The sequence below is a fragment of the Bacillus sp. TSO22 genome (genome assembly GCF_020223595.1).
GTDB lineage: Bacteria > Bacillota > Bacilli > Bacillales > Bacillaceae > Bacillus > Bacillus inaquosorum.
The window spans coordinates 404,240-424,440 of the sequence record NZ_JAHAWO010000014.1 but is presented as its reverse complement, the minus strand read 5'-3'; the positions used below and the strand labels follow the sequence as shown (position 1 = coordinate 424,440).

General features: G+C 37.4%; 19 protein-coding genes and 1 pseudogene. 17 read left to right on the top strand and 3 right to left on the bottom strand.

The window, feature by feature from the left end:
- Positions 1-687 precede the first annotated feature (687 nt).
- The 8 genes from KHQ79_RS19335 to skfG all read left to right on the top strand — a co-directional run bounded on the left by KHQ79_RS19335 (position 688) and on the right by skfG (position 9,048).
- Entirely contained in the window at positions 688-2,205 is a 1,518-nt protein-coding gene (locus tag KHQ79_RS19335) for an NADH dehydrogenase subunit 5 (RefSeq protein ID WP_225516611.1), read from the top strand.
- Positions 2,206-2,219: 14 nt separating this feature from the next.
- Positions 2,220-4,835 (top strand): DUF2309 domain-containing protein, encoded by a 2,616-nt coding sequence (locus KHQ79_RS19330; protein WP_225516610.1) that lies wholly within the window; start codon positions 2,220-2,222, stop codon positions 4,833-4,835.
- Positions 4,836-4,910: 75 nt separating this feature from the next.
- Entirely contained in the window at positions 4,911-5,435 is a 525-nt protein-coding gene (locus KHQ79_RS19325) for a carbonic anhydrase (protein WP_225516609.1), read from the top strand.
- Positions 5,436-5,501: 66 nt separating this feature from the next.
- Entirely contained in the window at positions 5,502-5,792 is a 291-nt protein-coding gene (locus KHQ79_RS19320; RefSeq protein WP_003241434.1) for a DUF6407 family protein, read from the top strand.
- A 56-nt stretch (positions 5,793-5,848) separates the two neighbouring features.
- The gene (locus tag KHQ79_RS19315) at positions 5,849-6,211 is read left to right on the top strand and encodes a Na-translocating system protein MpsC family protein (protein ID WP_003241432.1); all 363 of its coding nucleotides are present in this window, start codon (positions 5,849-5,851) and stop codon (positions 6,209-6,211) included.
- Between the two features lie 356 nt (positions 6,212-6,567).
- The gene (locus tag KHQ79_RS19310) at positions 6,568-6,870 is read left to right on the top strand and encodes an ArsR/SmtB family transcription factor (RefSeq protein ID WP_003234907.1); all 303 of its coding nucleotides are present in this window, start codon (positions 6,568-6,570) and stop codon (positions 6,868-6,870) included.
- Positions 6,871-6,998: 128 nt separating this feature from the next.
- Positions 6,999-8,171: an MFS transporter gene (locus tag KHQ79_RS19305; RefSeq protein WP_225516608.1), complete on the top strand. Its 1,173-nt coding sequence runs from the start codon at positions 6,999-7,001 to the stop codon at positions 8,169-8,171.
- Positions 8,172-8,532: 361 nt separating this feature from the next.
- Positions 8,533-9,048 (top strand): HEAT repeat domain-containing protein, encoded by a 516-nt coding sequence (gene skfG, locus KHQ79_RS19300; protein ID WP_225516607.1) that lies wholly within the window; start codon positions 8,533-8,535, stop codon positions 9,046-9,048.
- A gap of 181 nt (positions 9,049-9,229) precedes the next feature.
- Here the strand turns inward: skfG and KHQ79_RS19295 are convergent.
- Positions 9,230-9,886: pseudogene (locus KHQ79_RS19295) on the bottom strand (serine hydrolase domain-containing protein); the annotation flags it as partial.
- Between the two features lie 347 nt (positions 9,887-10,233).
- Between KHQ79_RS19295 and KHQ79_RS19290 the strand changes: the two are divergent.
- From KHQ79_RS19290 to KHQ79_RS19255, 8 genes are all read left to right on the top strand, one after another.
- Positions 10,234-10,527 carry a lactococcin 972 family bacteriocin gene (locus tag KHQ79_RS19290; protein ID WP_225516606.1) on the top strand — a complete coding sequence of 98 codons (294 nt, stop codon included), beginning with the start codon at positions 10,234-10,236 and terminating at the stop codon, positions 10,525-10,527.
- A gap of 68 nt (positions 10,528-10,595) precedes the next feature.
- The gene (locus KHQ79_RS19285; RefSeq protein WP_225516605.1) at positions 10,596-11,219 is read left to right on the top strand and encodes an ABC transporter ATP-binding protein; all 624 of its coding nucleotides are present in this window, start codon (positions 10,596-10,598) and stop codon (positions 11,217-11,219) included.
- Between the two features lie 14 nt (positions 11,220-11,233).
- On the top strand, positions 11,234-13,393 hold the full coding sequence (locus KHQ79_RS22340; protein WP_225516604.1) for a DUF1430 domain-containing protein: 2,160 nt from the start codon (positions 11,234-11,236) through the stop codon (positions 13,391-13,393).
- Between the two features lie 26 nt (positions 13,394-13,419).
- Complete coding sequence (locus KHQ79_RS19275) at positions 13,420-13,911, top strand: hypothetical protein (RefSeq protein ID WP_225516603.1); 492 nt, start codon at positions 13,420-13,422, stop codon at positions 13,909-13,911.
- Positions 13,912-14,046: 135 nt separating this feature from the next.
- Positions 14,047-15,024 (top strand): alpha/beta fold hydrolase, encoded by a 978-nt coding sequence (locus KHQ79_RS19270; RefSeq protein ID WP_225516602.1) that lies wholly within the window; start codon positions 14,047-14,049, stop codon positions 15,022-15,024.
- A gap of 1 nt (position 15,025) precedes the next feature.
- Positions 15,026-15,697 (top strand): two-component system response regulator YbdJ, encoded by a 672-nt coding sequence (gene ybdJ, locus KHQ79_RS19265; RefSeq protein ID WP_225516601.1) that lies wholly within the window; start codon positions 15,026-15,028, stop codon positions 15,695-15,697.
- Positions 15,694-16,680 (top strand): two-component system sensor histidine kinase YbdK, encoded by a 987-nt coding sequence (ybdK, locus tag KHQ79_RS19260; protein ID WP_225516600.1) that lies wholly within the window; start codon positions 15,694-15,696, stop codon positions 16,678-16,680. Before ybdJ ends, ybdK begins: the two co-directional genes overlap by 4 nt.
- A 117-nt stretch (positions 16,681-16,797) precedes the next feature.
- A complete protein-coding gene (locus KHQ79_RS19255; RefSeq protein ID WP_225516599.1) occupies positions 16,798-17,001 on the top strand; it encodes a hypothetical protein in 204 nt (67 codons plus the stop codon).
- Here KHQ79_RS19255 and KHQ79_RS19250 read toward each other — a convergent pair.
- Both KHQ79_RS19250 and KHQ79_RS19245 read right to left on the bottom strand, forming a co-directional pair.
- Entirely contained in the window at positions 16,986-17,756 is a 771-nt protein-coding gene (locus KHQ79_RS19250) for a serine/threonine protein kinase (protein ID WP_225516598.1), read from the bottom strand. The genes KHQ79_RS19255 and KHQ79_RS19250 overlap by 16 nt on opposite strands.
- A 97-nt stretch (positions 17,757-17,853) precedes the next feature.
- Positions 17,854-18,711 (bottom strand): hypothetical protein, encoded by an 858-nt coding sequence (locus KHQ79_RS19245; protein ID WP_225516596.1) that lies wholly within the window; start codon positions 18,709-18,711, stop codon positions 17,854-17,856.
- A 131-nt stretch (positions 18,712-18,842) separates the two neighbouring features.
- Here KHQ79_RS19245 and KHQ79_RS19240 point away from each other — a divergent pair, with 131 nt between their 5' ends.
- Positions 18,843-20,027 carry a DUF4885 domain-containing protein gene (locus KHQ79_RS19240; RefSeq protein ID WP_225516594.1) on the top strand — a complete coding sequence of 395 codons (1,185 nt, stop codon included), beginning with the start codon at positions 18,843-18,845 and terminating at the stop codon, positions 20,025-20,027.
- Positions 20,028-20,201: the final 174 nt, after the last annotated feature.

The following is a 20,201-nucleotide window of genomic DNA, read 5'->3' as shown; positions in this document are numbered from 1 at the left end:
TTTTTTGGTCGTTAAGGCTGTTGAAAATAAAGTAGGAACCAGTATTCATTTATAGTTGCTAATTGAACTCAGTTATTTATTAAACAAGAAAATAGAAAATGATTATAAAATTTTTCTTGTATTTCTACAAAAAAAATTAGAATGGTAGATATCATAGGCCTTGGTTAAAGATTCAGGATGTATATTTAAAGGGAAAGAAGGATTTGATACTTCATTCTCCGTATTCCAACATCTTGACAATGTTTAAAATTTAGCATATCTTATACTTAACTTAATAATCGGCGCAGATGTTTATTTTTGTTTGTTATTAAAATTAGGCCTTTAGCATTCTTTTAATATTTCATTTTAAATTTTGATAGGGTGAAAAAGTATCCTAATAAAAAACAAAGAGTAACATAAGTCGATTTAATTTATAAATCAAGGTACTAAATTAACGATATTCCATTCCTTTAGACGGAACTTAAAATATTGTATATAGTAAAATGACCAATCATAAGGTAGCTCTTCAAAAAACTTTGCTGAAGTTAGTTGAAGTGAAGCCGACAATTTTCAAGATTCAATGACTAAGATAATCATTGAATCTTGAAGTTGTCGGCTTTTTTATTGGAAAAAATAAGTAATTATTCAAAGAGATAAAGAAATGTATATTCAATTACAGACAGAATTTTACCTAAGGGAGAATTTGAAATGTTGTTTTCGCTGAGTTTGTCATCATTATTAACATTATTTTTTATTATGCTTATTATTTCCGGGATAAGTGGCTTATTGTTTTTACATCCGCGAGTACCCTTAAGTTATGTTCGCATTCATATTGATATCTTGGCTTTACCGCTTTTGGTTTCCTTCCTGCTTCTTGCCAATAGTAGTGTGAATGGAGATATTGGCCCTTGGCACTTAGATTCCTTAGCTTGTTTAATGACTTTCTTTGTTCTTGCAATTGGTTTCGTCATTCAGCGTTTTTCTGTACGTTACTTAATGGGAGATCGATCATATCGAAAATATTTTACGCTTTTTACTTTCACTACAGGTGCTGCTTCAATTACATGGTTAAGCGGTGATCTCCGCTTGATGGTTATATTTTGGGGAGCAACTCTTGTCGGTTTAACCTTACTTATAAGGTTAAACAGTGCTTGGCATGTGGCTAGTGAAGCAGCCAAGGTTTCTGGCCGGTTATTTTTGTTAAGTTGGTTTTCTTTGTTTTTCGCGATGATTTGGCTTTTTCAAGTCACAGGTCAATGGCGGTTATCATTGGTTTTAACAAATGAAAGTTTAGCTCAACTGGGGATTTGGGAGAGAACAGGGATTCATTTATTGATTGTGTTAGTAGTGATCATTCCTGCGGCTCAATGGCCATTCCAAAGATGGTTAATTGAGTCTATTGTTGCTCCAACTCCTGTTTCTGCGATTATGCACGCAGGTTTAGTAAACGCAGGCGGGATTATACTAACTCGATTTTCACCTCTATTTAATGGTGGTATAGCATCGATTATTTTACTTCTGCTTGCTGGCATCTCGGTATTGATTGGAACTGGTATTAGTTTGGTCCAGGTTGACTATAAACGCCAGCTAGTAGGCTCCACGATTGCACAAATGGGTTTTATGCTCATTCAGTGTGCATTAGGAGCCTATATAGCAGCCATTATTCATCTTATTTTACATGGTTTATTCAAAGCTACGTTGTTTTTACAGGCTGGTTCAGCAGTACAGCGGCATGAAGGATCGACTCGGGCTAATGAGGGATCATCCTATTTATGGATCGCGGCTGGCCGTACGTTAGCCTTAGTGATAGGGGTTGCTTTTTGGCTCGCTGCTCCTGGAGAGGGGTATCAATTCATCAGTGCGCTGATCTTAGGGTGGTCATTGTCCGTTTCTTGGACTCAGCTCGTAGCTTTTGGAGAGGGGAAAATTGGCCGAATTGTTGGCTTAATATGTTTAGGAGGAGCAGCCCTCGTCTATTTTATCATTCATAACCTCTTCTATAAGTGGCTGCATACAATCGATTTTCAAAGTGTTCAACCTCCAATGTCAGCTGTCATCATTGTTGTATGTCTCTTACTATTTGGCAGTGCTTTAGGTACGTGGGTTGCTCGTCATCGTTCTTCAGTGCTCTTCGCGGTAATCTATCTTTGGTTAGTTCGATTAGGTGAAGCAAAACCAAAGTCAGTAGAGAGTCACCCAGACTACCTTAAACAATATTTATCATAAGGAGCTAATCTGAGATGGGCATTACATCCGTATTAACGAAAGAAAATGTAAAAAAGAAAGATACAGATATTGATGTTCAAAGTGATCTTAACGTTTTAATTACATCCGCCAGCCGAGTGATTGCGCCACTTTGGCCTATTTCCACATTTGCTGCACGTAATCCGTGGATGGGGCTTGAAAACCAATCTTTTGATCAGGTTGCAGGTTGGTTGAAAAACACTCGGGATGTTGATATATACCCTAGTGCATCTATGATCCGTTCAGCAAAGAATAAAGGTGAGATTGATGAAGATTTTGTGGAAATGGGGCTGCAGCGCTGGCTTGATTCACATTCCTTTAACATCCCGCGGGACGTGGCAGAGCGATTTTGCCATGCTGGATTAAAACTAGATCCACTGCCTTCCGACCTTTTATCATCACATAAGCTGGAAAAATTGGTGAATGAATGTAGTGGATTGGATCATATCGAGAATGTTTTTATGCAACCAATAAGTTCATATATAGAGAATCAAGATGGTGAAAGGTTAGTCAATATCCTAGATCATCATGTCATTAAGTGGTGTAAATTATATCTTGATGACTCTCAAGCGGGTTGGACAATGCCCAATCGTGAGGAAGGTTTCTATCGTGCCTGGCAGCATCTCATTCAGTATGATCCAGCACTTAGTAAAAAGCAGCGTGAAAGGTTAAAAGGTTGGCCGCAAGAGGCACATTTGGCTTTACAAGAAGCGTTATTCGCACTAGAAATCCCCGAATCAGAAATCCAGCGTTATCTTGAAGGTCATTTACTTTCCTTACCTGGATGGGCAGGGATGATGCTTTGGCGCTCCCAACAATCGAGCCATGAACATGCACTCCTGACAGATTATTTAGCGGTCCGAATATCCATGGAGTGGGCTCTTATAAAGCCATATTTACCTATTCATAATGAACGATTTGAGAATAAAATTTCAACTGCTCCCCTTATAGCAGCTTGGATTCATTGGGGGGGCCTTACATTAGAGGAATGGCCACAGATGTCGGCCGATGAACAAAACGAATATTTATCATTTGCCTACAGCTTTGATGAGAAACTTCGCAGGAAACTTTGGTTAGAAGCTTGGGAACAAACATACACTGATCGATTAAGTCAGAAGATCATCTCAAAACAACGTGAAACCAATGGTAAAAAATCTGCATTAGCTCAATTGGCATTCTGCATCGATGTACGATCAGAGCCTTTTCGTCGTCAACTAGAAAAAAAAGGTCCATTTGAAACGATTGGTATTGCTGGTTTCTTCGGGGTGCCGATTGCAACTTGTGAACTTGGCAGTCAACACAGTCATGCCTCCTTGCCGGTCATACAAAAACCGCAAAATACAATAAAAGAGTTCGTAGATGAAGATGTACTCGAAAAATACAACCAACGCACGCAAGCGGTTCATTCATTAAGCCATACATTTAAAAAGATGAAACAGAATGTACTTACGAGCTTGCTTCTGCCTGAGCTAAGCGGGCCTTGGCTTAGTCTGCAAATGGTAGCACGTAGCTTTGTGCCAAGAAAAACGGATCGTTTCATTCGTAATCTCCGTGAGACTTGGTTACGTAAACCTGATACAAAACTCTCGCTTCATCATGAGTATGACACAGAGGCAGAAATACCTGTAGGTTTTACTGAAGAAGAAAAAGTGAACCATGCTCGGCAAGCTCTAAAAATGATGGGATTAACAGAGAATTTCGCACCATTGGTCGTGATATGCGGGCATGGCAGCCAAAGTATCAATAACCCTTATGCGGCAGCTCTTGACTGTGGTGCCTGCGGTGGGGCGGCCGGTGGATTCAATGCAAGAGTTTTAGCTGCTTTATGTAATCTTTCAGAGGTAAGAGAAGCTCTTTTAACTGAAGGAATTAAAATCCCTGAGGATACGGTTTTTGCTGCCGCTGAACATAATACAACGGTGGATGAATTACATTGGCTTTATGTACCAGAGCTTTCAAAAGCTGCACAGGAAGCATTTGAACGTATCGAAGCTGTTATGCCGAAAGTGAGACATAACGTAAATTCAGAACGTCTAGCCCAATTACCGAATGTCCAATCGAAACTTAAAAACCCGAAGGCTGAGGCACACCGATTTGCGGAAGATTGGAGTGAGATACGTCCGGAATGGGGACTGGCTCGTAATGCCGCTTTTATTATCGGCCAACGTGAACTAACTCAGGATTGTGATTTGGAAGGAAGAGCCTTCCTTCATAATTATGATTGGAAGCAGGACGAAAGCGGTGAACTCCTAGCAAATATTATTGCAGGACCTGGAACTGTGGCCCAATGGATTAATTTACAATATTACGCATCAACGGTAGCACCTCATTATTATGGCAGCGGAAATAAAGCAACTCAAACCGTTACTGCAGGTCTTGGAGTTATGCAGGGGAATGCAAGTGACTTGTTAGCCGGACTGCCTTGGCAATCCGTCATGCAATCAGATTATGAGGCTTATCATTCTCCTCTTCGTTTGTTAATTGTCATCCAAGCACCTAGAGAATATGTAGAACGGTTATTAAATAATGACTCAGTATTTCTCCAAAAAGTTCAAAATGGATGGGTCCGACTGGCTAGTATTGATCCAGAGGGATGCTGGGAAAGCTGGTAATTATGAATCTAAATATTATCAAATGGATTTGTTACTCAATATAAAAATGAAAAACATAAAGAAGAGGTGTGCTATATGAATGGAAATCAAAATAAAAAAGTATTATTTTTGACGGACATTGAAAACGGCTTGGAGCCTATTTTACAAGAAGTGACTAACACTCCAGCAGAAAATATGCTGACTATACAAAGCTATGGTGCCGGTATCTCACATCCTTATGGAGAAATAATGAGGTCTGTTATTTTTGCGATTTACCAGGAAGATGTTGAGGAGGTTGTTGTTGTAGGAACAAAAGATAAGAGGACTTCCACAGGTAATGTACTAACTCAACTTGAGACAATGAAGGATAAAATACAAACATTAGATTATCTTTTTCAAAATTGTAAGCCTGAATTTTTAGGTGGTACGGTCGATGAATGGCTAAATGAACATAGTACTAGTGTTGAAAAAAGTGTTGATATCATTCGTCAGCATCCACTAGTGCCGTCATATGTTAAAGTTAGAGGTTTACTCGTTCATCATAAGGATGGAAAAGCCTCAATTGTGGAGGTGCCTGATGTTAAAACAGGTCAAGCCCTACCTGATCATTGCTTGTCATGATGAAATGAAGGTTCAGCTTCTAAACGCACCCATCTATGGAGAAAGAAGCAGTTCTAAGGAGATTGTATGAACGCTAATTTAACTGATTTTGTAACGAAAACAATAGAGGAAATGAGCTCGTTTGATCGAGAAAATATGGAATGTATGAAAAAAGTAATTAGAAAAGCAATCGATTTTTATCATTTAAAATCCTATGAAGAGGTTGAGGAAACCCATTTAGGGAGCGTTCGATTTTTGCATGTCCACTCTATGATGGAAGAAAATATGTTATCCAAAATGATAGTGGTCTCAAGAAACGGTAAAACTGATTTGGATATTGAAGGTGTATATGAAGGACATGTTGTAAGAGAATATTAATGAGACGAAATAACTAATAGAATATGCCAATTTTTTTGCCAGGAGATGTGTTGTATATGAAAAAAACGAAAGGTTCTATTGAATCAGAGATCAGTAAGTCCATTACTCAATGGGAGAAGGATTATCTTGGGCGTGGGTCTGTATCTGTTAAAACTGATATACTGCGGGATATGATCATCGTTAATTTAAAAGGAATTTTAACACCAGCTGAATACGCAGTTTGTGGATCAAAAGAGGGGATGTTATCTATCAAACAAACTCGTTCAGAGCTAGTTGAATCAGGTATAGAAGGTCTTAAGGATATTATCCTTACGATAACTGGAGAAGAAGTGAAAAGTTTTCATACTGATTTAAGCTCCCGGACAGGTGAACGAGTGATGGTATTTAAATTATGTAATGATTTAGAGAAAAATCTTTAATATAAAGAATTAAATGTTTGTCAAAGAGGTTGGAAGCTGATTGAACATAATCAACTTCCGCTTCTTTTTTTAGAGTTATGCCATCATTGTTTTAATTCACAATCTAAGCGGACGCCAAAATTAACAAAGCCACTGCCGGGTTTCCCCCAAAGAGTACAATGACATGATTATGAGGCTGATAATAATTTAAGCGGGGAAAAAAGTCTTGAGTTTTTGATTATGCTGTCTTCAGTTCCATTTCATGAATTAGTCAGAAATAAACCTTCAAGGATGAATATCTATAAAAAGAAGTCAAGCATCAAAAATTTTTTAAAAAACGAATTGACATATCGGAATATAACGATATAATAATTGTCATGGAACCAATTGAAGTATTCAAAGCCTTATCAAATGAATCAAGGCTGCAAATTTTACAATGGCTGAAGGAGCCTGATCGTCATTTTGCACCCCATGAAGGGATTGATATGAACACAATCGGGGTATGTGTCAGTCAAATAACAGACAAATTGAAAATGACGCAATCGACGGCTTCCCAATATCTCACCATCCTTTTAAGAGCCGGCCTGATTAAGGCGGAACGAATCGGAAAGTACACGTATTACAAAAGAGATGAAGAAGCAATTGGGAAACTTGCTGACTTTCTTAAAACAGAGATATAAAAATAAACATCAAAAGATGTTTATTTTTACGCCATACATATCGACATATTACGATGTGTTTATTTTTTAATTTAACATATCGATAATTCGTGATATGTTGTTCTAATAAAATTAAGGAGTGAACGTTTATGTCTAACACCTGGAAAATTTATATGTTAGCCATTGTCAGCTTTTTAGTCGGAACTTCAGAGTACATTATTTCGGGTATTTTGGATCACATTGCTCATACACTCGGGATAACTTTGGCTGCCGCGGGCCAGCTTATAACGATCTTTTCACTTGTCTATGCTCTTTCCACACCCGTACTTATGGCATTGACAGCAAGTATGGATAGACGCAGATTGATGATGTATGCTCTCGGTTTGTTTGTGTTCGGCAATATCTTGGCCTTTGTCCTGCCTGGTTATGGATGGTTTATTGCTGCTCGGATCATTATGGCGATGGGAGCAGGTATGGTTGTTGTCACCGCATTAACGATTGCCGCTAAGATTGCATCGGAAGGGAAGCAAGGCAGTGCCATCGCTACTGTTGTTATGGGATTTACCGCTTCTTTAATCATTGGTGTTCCGCTTGGAAGAATGATAGCAGTAGCATTAGGCTGGAAGTCTGTATTTGGTGCAATTGCTTTGTTAGGATTGATCGCAATGGCCGTTATATTCTTTACTCTTCCGCATACTGAAGGGGATAAGCCTGTACCTTTGCTTCAACAGCTTGCTCTTTTCAAAAAACGGAAAGTGGCGATGGGATTATCAATCACTTTCTTCTGGCTCGGGGGATATTCTGTTGCTTATACCTATCTGTCACCGTATCTCTTGAACATTTCAGGAATAAGCGGCAAGCTGCTTAGCGGTGTTTTGCTTGTATTTGGAATTGCCAGTTTGGTTGGATCGAAGTTTGGGGGATATAGCACCGATAAATGGGGAGTGCCCTTTACACTTGTTGGCGGGATGACATTGCATATCATCACACTGATTCTGCTATCATTTGTCACTCATTCCTTTATCGGTGTGTTGGTGATTCTCATATTATGGTCGTTTGCCGCATGGTCTACCGGTCCGACACAGCAATTTCACCTGGCTACAATAGAACCAGAAATGTCAGGTGTTTTGCTCAGTATTAATCAGTCCATGATGCAACTCGCTATGGCAGTTGGCGCAGGGATAGGGGGCGTTTTTGTAGAAAACGTATCATTGGCTTCGATTACCTGGATTGGTGCGTTAGGGGTTATGATTGCCATTATTTCATCATTGTTGATTTTCAATTCGCAACCGAAACAAGCGCTAAAAGATATCAATCGATAATACACTGCTTTGTTTTAGTTCTTAAAATTCAATTGCCCTAATATATATTAGATTGCATAGTTACCAGTCCATGTAGAGCCGTCCTTTTTAGATCGTTAGGAATTTTTTGATTCTATAAGTTTAGATGAATTTAATGAATAAGACCTCTTTGGTTAACTGACCAAAGGGGTCTTTTGTGTCAGTGCTCAGCAGATGCGAGATAACATTAAAAAAGGCGGCGGAGTTTCTTATAATGGGATCTCACAGGATTATTTACAATGTTTGTAGTATTTAAATGTTAATTGGAAGATAATGCACTTTCCGGTATATCCTTATGGAATACGCTGAGTGTTTATTATCAAACGAGAGAGGGGGCACTTTTATGAAATCAAATGGTGATGAATTGTCGTTATCTGTTCAGAATTTAGCGAATACAAATGAGATCACAATTGTTCAAGCGATAGGGGAGCTAAAGAGATCAGGAAAAGATGCAATACCTGTTTTGGTTGAGGCCTTAAAAGAGGAAGGCTCTTTATGTAATATCGCTGCGGCTGTTTTAGGTGAGTTTGGGGAAGATGCGAGTGAAGCAGCGGAGGAGCTATCACGTTTATTAACAAGTCATGCCGAAGATACACGAATGGCTGCAGCCATTTCACTCATGAGAATCGGGAAGCCCAGTCTGCCCTTTGTCATCAAAATCGCTCAAGAAAGTGAAGGGCAATCATGCTTTTGGGCATCCTGGTGTATTGCATGGATCGATCCGGCTTGCATTGAACCGAAGATGTATGAATGCCTGAAACACGAGCATGAACATCCTTCAGGAATAGTTGCTCCGTTTGCAGCTGAAGAGGCATTAGGAAAGCTGATTGCTTTTCAGCTGAAAGATAAGGAGGATTGAAGGTAGGATAGTAGATATGGAGGTTTTGTATCGCTAAGCAGATGACACCTTCATGGGATTTTCGGTAAAAATAAGAATGGACGAGAATTTCTTATTGGCGGTTATCGGCAGCCTTCTCAAGGAGAAAGATATTGAGGAGGCTACCGCTTATTTCTTATCTGTCTAGTTGCCATAAATAAGTTTAATCTTTCACAGACTGGACAATACATTCCTTAATCAGCTTCCACCTGTCACGAGCATTCATAATCAATTCCGATGCAATTGCTACAACCAAGTCTTTCTCCGGAACACAGCAAATCACATTCCCGCCATCGCCCAGTGCTGAGTATGAGAAAACGCCATCCTCATCACGCAGCCACCATAGATAACCGTAGTTATTGGGGTTTATCTCTGTTGATTCGTCAATCCATGATCTCCGAATGATCTGTTGATTGTTCCAAGTACCATGATTCAAATATAGATAACCAAACCGAGCCATATCCCGTGGAGTCAGCGTAAGTCCCCATCCTCCGGTTGAGTTGCCGTCCGGGTCATTTACCCATCCCTTCACGTTTTTTCCGAATAGATCGTCAAAGCCAAATGATTTCATACCATAATAGGGGATTTCTTTCATGCCGATCGGTTTAAATAAGTACTCGTTGGCAAACTCGCGGGCGCTCTTGCCTGTGCTGCAGGTGATGATGGCTGATAGCAGGTGTGCACCTGCGGTGGAGTATTTAAAAGTGCCGATTGTGCCTCCTTGGCCCAGCATGGATAGGGAGTTGTCATTGTGAGAAGGTGGCGTATGGTGATGCCTTGTTTTTGTTTATATAGGAATATCCGGGACGTATTCAGGGAAAGAAATATTTATTCTGATAAATTCCAAATATAAGAAGCTAAATTTTAAATAAATGGATCTATTAAAAGGATAAAATCGAAAAAGCTAATATATAGGTTAACGTAAAGATAGTATGTCGCGTTCGAAAATGGTTTTGATAGCTTTTAATATTAATTTATAGGATTATAATTTAACGAGTATCGAGAAAAAAATAACCAACAAATTCCTAAACCTAAACTTTAGATCCCGGAAAATAATTATATGATTAAAGATCAACAAGTAAAATATTTGAAAAAAATGTTGAAAAAAGGTATACAAAATGATATTATTACCTATATAAGTTATGAATTTCAAAAGGAGGAATAAAAATGAAGAAAAAGATTGCTGCATTTCTACTATTAACAATAGTAGCGATAAGCACGATAATTCCTGTCGCAGCATCAGCTGGCAGCGGGGAAAAGTGGAACTATGGTTATGACAAAAAGAAAATGCAGGATTACAATGATTATTATCATTGGCTTTATCGTCACAATTCGTCAATAACAAAAAAAGGTATAAATTATCCGGGGCGTATTGCTCAACCTAGATATTGGTCTAAATTAAGGCTCGATTATACAGGCCCTTATAAAGTCACCTACCACAAACATGTTTACAATAAGTAAATTTTTCAAAAGGGATTTATATTATAATATATAAGTCCCTTTTGTATTAGGATAAATAAGGAGATAATATGATTGAAATAAAAAATATGAACAAATCTTTTAATGAAAGAAAAATTTTTGAAAACTTAAATTTGGTTATTGAACCTGGGGAGTTTATTGGAATTATAGGAAAGAGTGGAAAGGGGAAAACTACATTACTAAATATAATTGGTACGTTAGAAAAAGCAGATAGTGGTTCTATAAAAATATTAGATAGAGATATAAGTAGAAAACAAAATAAAAGATATTTACTTAGACATCACTTAGGATTTATATTCCAAAACTATGCATTAATTGATAATGCATCTGTGAATGAGAATCTAGAAATTGCCCTTAAACATAAGAAGATGGATAGACAACAAAAAAGAAATGCTATGTCTTCTGTACTAAAAGAAGTTGGTTTGGACAAATATGGTAAAGAAAAAGTTCATACATTAAGTGGTGGAGAACAACAACGCGTTGCCATTGCTAGACTGCTGCTTAAAAATCCTACTTTGATTTTAGCTGATGAACCCACGGGATCTTTGGATGCTGAAAACCGAGATATTATAATATCTCTTTTTCAAAAACTACATAAACAAGAGAAGACAATCATTATGGTCACTCACGATAAAGAACTAATAAAAATCTTTTCAAGAACTCTACAATTATAAAGGGGGAATAGATTGTGAAAAAATTATTATTCCTTCTCGTAATTACAACCTTTATAGTTGTAAGTTTCTTATCGATAAAGCAATTTGAATTTTTACAATTTCAATCTTTTAATCATGATAATGTTGATGATGCATGGAATGTTGTTATAGATGAAGGGAATACTAAAATAAGTAAAAATGATAATTTCAAGATGTTGGAACAAATAGCGTTTGAAGCGAAAGTTAATTTACAACGCATATCGTATGAAAATAATAGTAATAATAAGGATAAAATGGTTTATTATGTTGTTCTCTATAATGCATCTGAATATTTTAAAGATCTAAAACTAAAATCCGGAAAATTTTTACAAAGTAATAGTAGTTCTAATGATTTTCTATCTACTGTTCAAACGAAGAATAAGCATCAGATTGGGCAGTTAGAGATATTTCATAGTTTTGAACCTATTGAAATTAGGCCAATGATTGCTGCGGAAAAAAGAAAAGATATTAAAGGTACTTATACTCTTATAGGTGAAAAACAGGCTGAAAATTTTAAGAAAATCGCATTACAGCATGGTTTTTCAATTAAATTATCAAAAAATGAAAATTCGCAAAGTGTGAGTACATCATATCCTTATCAAGAAATGATGTATATAGGATTATTAATTTTATGCTTATTGATAATGCTTACAATATTATATGATTTAAGTAATAACTATAAAGAAATTGCTGTTAGGTATATGTTCGGATGTAATTTACTCGATATAGGATTATATCTATTAAAAAGATATATTCCTATCCTTATAAGCTCCTTGCTTGTTGGAAGTTTAGGTTTAATATTATATTTATATTGGTATAATCACTACCAACAATTCATTGAATTTTTATATTTTTTATCAAAAAACATTGCTCTGCTATCAATAATACTCACAATCATTCTTTTAATAGTATGGTTTAGTACTGGAAGTATCAATATCCCGCAAATGATTAAAAATAAAAAACCAGTAAGAATGTTTTTTTATTTAAATATTATTGTGCGGTTTGTATTGGCAGTTTTTCTATTATTAGGTTTAGAGCAGGGGATTAGCAAATTTCAGGTGTTAAAAAGCACGGTTTCGAATCAAGAAAAATGGTCTTTGTTAAAAAATTATTCTTATTTAGGGATGATAGCTTCCCCAGAACAAAAACAAGAAACCCTTAATTTTCAAAAAGATAAAGAAAAGCGGAAAAAAATCCACCTTTTATATGAAAAACTAGAATCTCAAGGAGCGTTTTATATATATCCTTCGGACTATTACTCGAATGATTCGCAAATTTCTTCACAAGATATAAATCCATGGGGAGAAGAAGGAAGAAAAGTAGAAATTAATAAGAACTATTTATCGGTTAATGTGATAAAAGATATTTATGGGAAAGACGTGGAAATACCTCCCTCTAATAAAGGTGAAATAAATGTGTTGGTCCCAATAAAATATAAAATGTATAAAGAAGATATTGAAAAATCGATAGCTGAAGATTATAAAGGTATTTATGATATAAAAACCGCTGCTCCTGTAAAAGTAAATATTATCTATGTTCAGAATAACCAATCTTATTTTACGTATTCTACAAATTCAGCTCAAAACAGTAACTATAAGATTGTAGATCCGATTGCTGTAATAGTTAATAATAAATTTGACCCTTTGATACTGGCTAATAATATTTCTATGGGATATGGTTTTTATACTAAAATTAGTGAAGGTAAAGATCCTTTCAAAATAATAAAAAGGACATTAGAAGAATATGAATTAAACAATATATGGAATCCTGTATCTATTGCTTATTCAAATGTCGAATTAAAGATAGCCAATGATAAAGAAGCACTGCAGTTAATGACTATATATTGTGGAGTATTTCTTTTGTTAGCTGTTGTATTATTAATTTTTTCGGCAGTTTATTACTTAGAAATGAACAAAAAACTATTATCAATACAATGGATATTTGGTTATAGCTTTTTTGAGAAGCATAGTTTGATCTATCTCTCTGTATTGGTTTTCTGGAGTCTGACTTTTATGGTTAGCTTTTTTGTATCTGGTAATATTGCGTTATTAGGTGAAATAGCCTTAGGGTTGGCCATTTTAGACATAGTGTTAACAAGTATATTATTGATTATGAAAGAATATAATATTACTAAACAAGTCTTAAATAAAGAATGAATAATATGGATTGGGGGTAAACATTTTTGAAAAGAAAAATAAAGTTTCTTATGGTTTGTTTAGCATTTGCATTATTATGTCTAACTATAGCTGTCTATTCCTTCTCAACGAATAAGCCGGATGATGAAAATAATGTTAAAAACCAAGTGGGAAAAACACAAAAACAAGATCGCTCAAATTCAGCTAATATGGTCTCTGATCAAGATCATAAATACTATGTCATCTATATAAAACAGAAGAATGGTACAGGCTCATCGTTTGTGCCTGAAAAGCTAAACCCTGGTTTTACAAATGACTCTGATGATTTTAACGTAAGTATTTCCTTTGATGATAAAGGGAATATAATTAATAACGATAAGGTAATTGAAGTGGAAGATTTTTCATTATCGGATTCTAATAAGAAAAAAATTAGAGAAATAGCTGGTGCGGATAATTATGATGCAGCTTTGAAAGAGGTTGAAGATCGTGTGTTAGAGACTAAGGAAGATTTAGAAGAAAATTCTAACTTTAATAGTTAGTTAATATACAATTATCAGTATAGACCGCCGTACATATGAGGTGGTCTTTTTGTAGAGGATTCAATATTTAATAAGGTTTATCAGAAATTTATTTTCATGTCGTATCCTTTCCGTATCACGTGAAAGGAGCATCATATGAAAACTTTATGGAAAGTCCTAAAAATCATTTTTGGCAGCTTGGCTGCTTTGGTTTTGCTTGTTTCCGTCTCCGTTTTTATTTATCACCATTACCAGCTAAATAAGGAGGCAGCCTTGCTCAAAGGTAAAGGAACAGTAGTCGATGTTGACGGTAAAAAGATGAATGTGTATGAAGAGGGAAGCGGGAAGGATACGTTTGTGTTTATGTCCGGTTCGGGGATTGCTGCGCCTGCTTATGAGATGAAAGGTTTGTACAGTAAGTTTTCAAAAGAAAACAAGATTGCTGTCGTTGATCGGGCTGGTTATGGATACAGTGATGTGTCTAATGATGACAGAGATATTGACACGGTACTGGAACAGACGAGGAAAGCGCTTATGAAAAGCGGAAATAAGCCTCCTTATATTTTAATGCCTCATTCCATATCCGGGATTGAAGCGATGTATTGGGCGCAGAAATATCCTAAGGAAATTAAGGCGATTATTGCGATGGATATTGGATTGCCTCAGCAGTATGTCACGTATAAATTAAGCGGGATTGACAGACTGAAAGTGAGAGGGTTCCATCTGTTAACTTCGATTGGTTTTCATCGGTTTATGTCTTCCGCAGTATATAATCCTGAGGTGATTCGGCAGTCGTTTTTAACTGATGAAGAAAAAGAAATCTATAAAGCCATTAATTTTAAGCAATTTTTTAATGCAGATATGGAGCATGAGCTTTTACAGTCTTACCAAAACGGCAGGAAATCTGTGAATCTGCCGGCGCCAAAAGAAACTCCCGTCTTGATTTTAGATGCGGTCTCTGACCAAAATAGAAATTCAAAGTACGCCATACAAAACCGAAAAGATTATGAAGCGTTTGCGGCTCAATTTAATACAGCTGATATAAAGGAACTGAGGGGAACACACAGTATTTATTTATATCAGCCTGATCAAATATATAAACTTTCCATGGAGTTTATCAGAAAGGTTCGCTAGGATGAAGAGTTATCATATTTTAATCGTTGAAGACGATGTGATGATTGGTGATTTGCTGCAAAAGATTTTGCAGCGTGAGGGATATCATGTGATATGGAAAACAGATGGAGCGGATGTACTTTCGGTAATTCAGAAGGTGGATTTGGTCATTATGGATGTGATGCTGCCGGGTGAAGACGGATATCAAATGTCTGCAAAAATCAAAAAGCTGGGGCTGCGCATTCCGGTCATTTTTCTCTCGGCCCGCAATGACATGGACAGCAAGCTTCAAGGGTTGCAGATCGGCGAGGATTATATGGTGAAGCCCTTTGATCCGAGAGAGCTGCTATTAAGAATGAAGAATATGCTTGAGCATCATTATGGCACCTTTACGCAAATCAAACATTTGTATATTGATGCGGAAACCAAAAAAGTGTTCAATGAAAGCTTGCATGATGAGGTATTGTTTACTGCGATTGAGCGGAAAATTTTCTTTTATTTATATGAAAATAGGGACAGCACCCTGACAAAGGAACATTTCTTTGAATATTTGTGGCAGCTCGAAGACAGAAACCCGAATATCGTCAATGTGCACATTAAAAAAATAAGAGCCAAAATCAATGATCAAGCGGGTGAGATTATTGAAAATATATATGGAGAAGGGTATCGGCTGAATACCGTTGTGAAGAAATGAAGCTAAAGACAAAATATCAGCTGTTATTATGTACGGCCGTTATTAGTGTTCCTGTGCTATTGCTGGCGATTAGTATTTTGATGTCGGTGATTTATGAAAGCATGTTTAAATCAATGAATCATGGTATGCCTTTTCACAGGTCTTTTGCGTATCCGGCAATGCTCGTTGTATTTTTGTTATCACTCTTATTGTTAGCTTTTTTATTTTCAAAGTCGATTCATTCCCTGCTCCATAAAATCAACCTATTAAATCAAACCATTCGGCATCTGGCGAGTGATCAAAAGGTGCCCGATAAAATAGAAGTGAAACGCGCTGATGAAATCGGGGAACTGACCAAATCGGTCAATTTGTTAATTGAACGGACGACATACCGTGAACTGGAACTGAGACAGCAGGAGGAAATCAAAAAGGAACTTTTGCAAAAACTGCGTCATGACATTAATACACCTTTAACCGCTCTCAGGCTGCAGTTGTTTTATTTGGAAGGCCAATGTCATGATCAGGCCGTATTCGAATCGTTGTATCAGCAAATCGAATATATCTCGGAATTAACCAATGAATTCAATTTATATTCCACTGAAACGTTAGAAAGTTCTTATATCGTAAATGAAGAAGTGCACCTAAACGAGCTATTAGAAACAGCGGTGAAAAAGTGGGATTATTTATACAGTATGAATGGGATTGAATTGCACTATAAGCCAGCAGATCAAGAAGTGATATGGATGAGCAACGTGTTATGGATGCAAAGGCTGTTCGATAATATTTTTCAAAATACGTTAAAGCATTCAAAAGCTGAAAAGATGGAAGTTACGATTGAACATGGCACTGTTTCTATTCGGGATGACGGTATTGGATTTGATCAGACCCAGAACAGTGAGGGGCTTGGGTTAAAGATTATTGAGGATATATGCAGACTGCTTGCGATTACTTATGAGCTGCAGACAAATGAAAATGGAACGCGGTTCTTGTTTTCAAAAGAGTGACCCCGCTGATGTTTTTCTTTCTCCTATAAAATATATATAATAGGAAGAAAGAAATGAGGTGATCAGCAATGTTTAAAAAAATCATCAAAACGATCAAGTACCTCTCAGGCAGCTCTAGTGACCGATATCGCAGACACCGGCATTACAGCAGCAGCCGGCGCAGACATTATCGCAGCTACAGCAGCAGCTCAGGCAAAAGAAGACACTACGACAGTTATGGCGGCAGTCATCGTTACAAACGCCGGAGCTACAGCAGCAGTTAATCCAAAAAAAGTTCTTGTTCCGCTTTTGGGACAAGGGTTTTTTTATGTGACCGATTGAATGGCTCGGTTTAAATCTTCGCGAATGAAAGCGGTGTGCTGATACTCTTCATCAATGCCCAATAATTTTTTCAGCAGCAGGGTTACTTCTTTTGTGAGCGTTAATTCCTCCATCCAGGTGCCGTTTTTCTTCTTTTTTCCTTTATATTGAGAGTACAGCAGGAACAACAGCGTTTCTCCAAGATCGAAGAAGTCATCCTGTTTCCTCACCTTTACTTCCTCCGTTTCTTCAGGAGTCAATTGTTTGGCAAGGCCGAAATCGATGAGGCAGAGCCTGCCGTCATTGATGATGATATTAGGCGTTCTGATGTCGCTATGAAATATCAGGCGTTCATGCAGGTATTCTACAATCTCAAGGAGCTGTGAAATCAGCTGTAACGCCATGAGCTCTGTAAACGGCTGTTTTCGAAAAAATAATAATTCTTCTATATTATCTCCCTTAATGAACTGCATGACATAATAAGCTTGTCCGTCAATGATGAAATCTTCTATGAAGGCCGGGATTTGCGGGTGGTGCATGCTTTTGAGCAGTTTCATTTCCTGCTGGAACCGGACTCTTTCTTTTTCCTTTTTCGCTTTTGTGGGCCTTAGCTGTTTTAAGACATAAGAGGTTTGAGTATGGACATCGGTGCACAAATAAACCAAGCCATAGCCGCCCATGCCGAGGCATTCTTCAATTTTGTATTGATGATTCAGGATAACGCCATCCTTTAGAGGGCGGTCAAAAAGGAGCTTTTTTAGCTGTTTTAATGCCATGTCTGCACTTCCCTTGGTTGTACTGATTATAGTTTATCAAAACAATTGCCTTCTAGGCTAAAAATAAAAAAGAGCCGGATAACCGGCTCGGTATAAGTTAAAACTGCTTTGTGACATCGTATTCATAATCTATTTTTGCTTTTACATTACTCATCGTCGATTTAGCAGTTGCTAGTGTATTATATTTAAAACTCCATACCTTTGCTACACTGAGTTGATCTGACAAGGATATATCATAAGACCCTGAAGTAGAGCTATTCACAAGAGCACGGCGCCATTCGTTGTTTTCACTCGTCATGATGAAGTGGCGTGTATTTCCCTGGCTTGGTGTTTGAGTGGCGGTTGTTTGTACTCTGGTTACGATGGCATCGCGCGGTATTCCGGATTGATTTGTTAAATCAACCTTGATCACGCTGGAGTCAGAACCTGAGGGACTAAGGCTTGTGTTTCCTTTATTTTCAGCAACGCCGCTGAACTGGAACGTTCCGCTGCCGGATTTGATTCGGTCTTCAATTGAAAGTGTGAAATACATGTTCCCGGTATAGGTGCCGCGTGACACTTTCACATAGAAGGTATCCGTCGTGTTTTGAGCGTCAGCATTGGCATAGATAAATGAAGAAAAAGTGTTAGGATTAATGACTTCTGTACCTTGTGAAACAGGTACTCTGTTCTTATCGTAAATTTCAATTTTCATGCCTGTGTACGCGCTCTGATATGTACTTCTCACGTATACTTTTTCTCCCTTATTAGCTGTAAAAGTGAAATAGGCTTCATCTTGTCCGGCTTCCAGTATCGTTGTATCGATATTCTTATATTTCCAATATCCGATCGGTGCTGCGGTATCAAATGAATTGTTTCCTGTAATAGCAGTGACTCCGGCAGCTGATGCCGAATAAGTAAAGGTGAATAAGACAGACAGCATAATAGCGAATGGAATAAGCCATTTTTTCATCATGTAAACAACCTCCTTTTATTTCCATCATACATATTAAAGTTTCATGTGTAAATAAATGTTTTTTGAGGTTAATATATACATTGGATTGCCGATAAAAAAGGGTAAGAGAGAATTGTTCAGGAGGGAATCCAATGCGTCTGAATCGGCAATTTATCCGCACCCAGCTGATGGCACAGAACATATTGAATAGGAATGCGGCTACTAAACGCGAGAATACGTCTGAAAATACAGCGGCGGTGCTGGAAAAGGCATACAGCAGGCTTGAGTCACGATCTTCAAATGAGGGAATCAACCAGTTCAATTATTCTAAAACCAGTGTGGCGGGAAACGGCGGGACTTTCAGCAAAGTGTATCAATCAGCGAATGATCGAACAGTGACAGACACAGGGGAAGAAACAGTGATTCAATCCAAAAACCCCTATGAATCTGAGAGTGATATCAGAATCAAAATACTAGATGAAAAATACAGCAGGATGAATGCGATTAACAAAACAAAGTCTGATCCATTAGGCTATATTAAGGATAAGTACCAAAATTCAAAGTCACCTTATTTCAGAAGTGATCTGTCAGCTGCAGAAAGACAGGCCGCTTACGATAATGAAACAGAATGGTTATTCAAAGGGAAGGCGCAAAACTATAACCTGCAGGATGCTGCGTTTCGCAATGTCACGTTTAATGGAGACGTGGAGGCTGAGAATGGGAAGGTGTATCAGCGAAGCCAGGTTAACCAACAGCTACAAGTGCTATTGAACCGAAACGATATTCACATTCCGCAGGGGACAGAGCTGACGTTTACGATTACGCCGATTGACTATAAGGTACAGGTGAGCGGGACAGACGATCAGGCACTGATTGAGCAAATTGAGCAAGTGCTGCAATCTGGAGACAACAGCAAAGAGCTATTTTTACATATCATGAAAAGTCAAAGCAGTGATTCAACACAATTTTCCGAAGAGGCATATAAAAAGTATCAGGCTGCTCGTGAGATGTATGAAGTCACAGGCTATCATTTGAAGGATTTAGAAGTGATTGACGGACGGTATGTAACGCCTGATGGACGTGACTTATTAGACGTATATAAAGAAGAGCTTGAAAAAAATCCTCTGCAAAAACAAACGGCTTCTTATGCTATATCTCACTACCGTTCAGAGCTCGGTAAAATTGCGGAAGCCGGGTATGATACGATTCCTGATTTCATCTTATCAATTAACTACAGCAATGGATCTTTAAGAGATGTGGGGCAAAGCAAGGGCTATGGCACCGGAGATACCGGGTGGCTTGAGACATTAAAGCACCAAACGGGTGTGAATTATTAGAAAGCTGTTCATTGTGAACAGCTTATTTTTTATGAGAATCAATAAGGGAAATATAATTTTAATATTCAAATAATTTAATTATATTCATATAAAAGATTTTAATCAAAGTTCTTATTAAAAACTCTGAATAAAAGTGTTTACCTCAAAAAAACAATTGTATTTTCCAAAGAAATT